Annotated in this window: 2 protein-coding genes; both read right to left on the bottom strand. The window is 38.6% G+C overall.

The genetic code is table 11. From position 1 onward, the window contains the following. The coding region (locus tag K6V43_RS11260; RefSeq protein ID WP_222383143.1) for a GBS Bsp-like repeat-containing protein at positions 1–1,595 on the bottom strand (1,595 nt) is incomplete at its 3' end. Positions 1,596–1,792: 197 nt separating this feature from the next. After that, positions 1,793–3,238, bottom strand: a 1,446-nt coding sequence (locus K6V43_RS11680; RefSeq protein WP_337250543.1) for an N-acetylmuramoyl-L-alanine amidase, incomplete at its 5' end; no start/stop codon positions are given.

The raw sequence follows: 3,238 nt of genomic DNA, 5'->3' as shown, positions 1-3,238 counted from the left end.
TTTTTATTCGGAAGAACGCCATAGCTGTGCACAAGGTACAGACCAGATTCATAGTTGTGATTTTTTATATCAACCGATACCTTATAACTGCCATCTGATTGACGAATGCCCTCATACCATTTAATATCGTCTTGATTTTTACTGTTGGTCCATGTCGGAACCTGAATACGTGTATAATAATCGGGAACACCTGTTATCACTACATCAAAACCAGTCAAACTGGTCTGGGTTATCGTTTGCTTAATCTGTGGTTGAGGAACAGTGTAGGTAGCTTGAGCCAGGGCTACTAATTTTTTATTCGGTAGAATGCCATAGCTGTGCACAAGGTACAGACCAGATTCATAGTTGTGATTTTTTATATCAACTGATACCTTATAACTGCCATCTGATTGACGAACCCCCTCATACCACTTTATATCATCCTGATTCATATTATTAGTCCATGTCGGAATCTGAACGCGTGTATAATAATTTGGCAATCCTGTAATCACTACGTCAAAACTAGTCAAACTGGTCTGAGTTATCGTTTGCTTAGTCTGTGGTTGAGGAACAGTGTAGGTAGCTTGAGCCAGGGCTACTAATTTTTTATTCGGTAGAACGCCATAGCTGTGCACAAGGTACAGACCAGATTCATAGTTGTGATTTTTTATATCAACTGATACCTTATAACTACCATCTGACTGACGAACACCCTCATACCATTTAATATCGTCTTGATTTTTACTGTTGGTCCATGTCGGAACCTGAATACGTGAATAATAATTTGGCACATTAGATATTATCACATCAAAAGTTGAAACTGAGGTCTGTATAATTTTTTGACTTGGAACAGGTTCTGCAACTTCCAACTCCAGCTTATCCAGAAATACCATTTTCCCATTTGCATTTGAATAAGTATGAACATGGTATTTTCCGTAATCTCTGTGTTTTCTCAATTCTACGTAGGCTGCACCTGTTTTATCTGCATTGTACCAAATAATGTCATCCTGGGCTGATTTTTCAGACCAAACGGCAAATTGAACGATTTCATTGCTTTTTATAGGTCGTGTATAATTTACAACCAAATTCTGCTCTATTTTTTCAACACTAGTTATTGGTACGATTACAGGGCTATATTCCCTAGGTAGAGAAGCTGTTGACTTTTCTGCTTCACCATTGCTTACAGCAGACTGCTTGGAAAATATTCGTTGAGTTGGTTCTGACGATATTTCTGAAATAGACGTCTCCTGCTCCTTCGAATCCGAAACATTTTCCGTGTTCTCTATATCATTATCATTTTCCTGTTCAAGTGATACAGATGCTTCTACTTGAACAGTTGTCTTTTCGTCAACAGAATTTATTCCTTGTTTCGTTATTTCAATTTCTGATACAGCAGTAGCTGTTTCTGTTGTAGTATCTTCTAGACTAGAATTTGTGCTAGATTGTACAAAAACCGTCGTATCCTCTTGTTGTTCTTGAGCAATATCTGTAGATGATGGAAGTGATGGCTCAATCGTATTTTCTTCGGCTTGGACAATGTTTCCGAATAACAAGCTAATAGCTACTGGTGCGAACAACAAAGTTCTTTTGGAAAAACCATATTTTTTCTTTTTCAAAGCGGGCTCCTAGTTTTATAAGATAAACTTATGTAAAATCAATTACAATTATATCTCTAGATATATTGTAACATATTTATGAGCTAAAAATATAAGAACCACTCAAATGGGGATATTTTAAAGAATTATTAAAAAATGTACGCAACATTTTCTGTTGCATACATTGTAAATACCAAATCTTATAGAAATCCAGCACACTAATAGCGATCTAGTTTGTACCGCTCAATCAGTGATTTTAACTTTTCTCCATAAACTGGGTCTGTCGCATAGCCAGACGATTGAAGGTTAGTAATCGCGGATTGATAGTCTTTAGATTGGACATACTTCGAGTAGTTTTGCGTTCTCCATGGCGTTGATGTAAAGAAAGTTCCGTAATCTATTAGACTGTCTGCAATAGAGGCATAAGATCTAAATAATTTTTCTTCCGTAATTGTCTTGTCATCTCGAAACTCTTTCGTCTCAACTTTCAAGACATCACCCTTCCACAAAGCGTCCGACTTGATACCAAATAAATTATTGGCCTCTGTCGCTAAACGCGATGTTCCCCATGCAGATTCTAAAATTGCTTGCGCCAGCATCACGCTTGTGACTAGACCTGTGTTTTTCGATACTTGTTGCGCCAATGGTAGGATTTTATTGAAAAATTCCTCCTGACTAGAAGTCATCTGGACAGGCTCTGATACAACTGCAACTTTGTTGTCAATTGCCCGAACTTGCGTATTGTTCTGCGTCGTCTGCCCAGAATTAGACTTTCCCCCAACTGCACCGTACCAGTCTACAATACCTTTTGTCAATGCTGCAGCAAGTCGAGAATGATAGGCATCCTGTTTAATTTTTTGCAGTTCAGTAGGATTATCCATAAAACCAAGTTCTACTAAAATGGCAGGAATATCTGTTTCACGTAAGACCGCAAATGTCTCTCTCCGAACACCTCGGTTTACGGCTCCAGTTTCTTTGATGAGGCTGGTCTGTACTTTTTCAGCTAAAATCTTACTTTCTGCCAAGCGAGTTGGATCGTTATGCATGGCTTGGTTAATTTTCGGCTGATATTCAGGATCGTATTGATACCAATACGTTTCAATACCACTTGTAGTGGTCACACCCATACCTGTAGCGTTGAAATGTATACTGATAAAAAGATCAGCATTACTTGAATTGGCCATCCGCGAGCGCTCTGTTTTGAAATCAACATTGTAATCACCAGTCCGCGTCATCAATACATTGTAGCCCTGTTGCAATAAATTAGCTTTTAACTTATTGGCAACGGACATCGCTAAATTCTTTTCATAGGTGCCTCCATATGCTGCTCCTGAGTCACCCCCCCCATGACCTGGATCAATGAAAATTGTGTAAGAACGAGCGGAAGGCTGTTCTTTGGCAATATCAAAAGCTGAAACAGTATGTGTAGCGCTAAATATAGCCTGCAGTTTTTTATTCGGCAGAACTCCATAGCCGTGTACGTGATACAGACCGGTTTCATAGTTGTGATTGTTTATATCAACTGATACTTTATAACTGCCATCTGATTGACGAATACCCTCATACCATTTAATGTCGTCCTGGTTCTTATAATTGGTCCATGTCGGAATCTGAACACGTGTATAATAATTGGGAACACCGGTTATCACTACATCAAAACCAGT

Source organism: Streptococcus suis, assembly GCF_019794615.1.
Classification (GTDB): Bacteria; Bacillota; Bacilli; order Lactobacillales; family Streptococcaceae; genus Streptococcus; species Streptococcus suis_AI.
The sequence above is the reverse complement of the archived record's forward strand: the minus strand, read 5'-3'. Positions and strand labels throughout refer to the sequence as shown.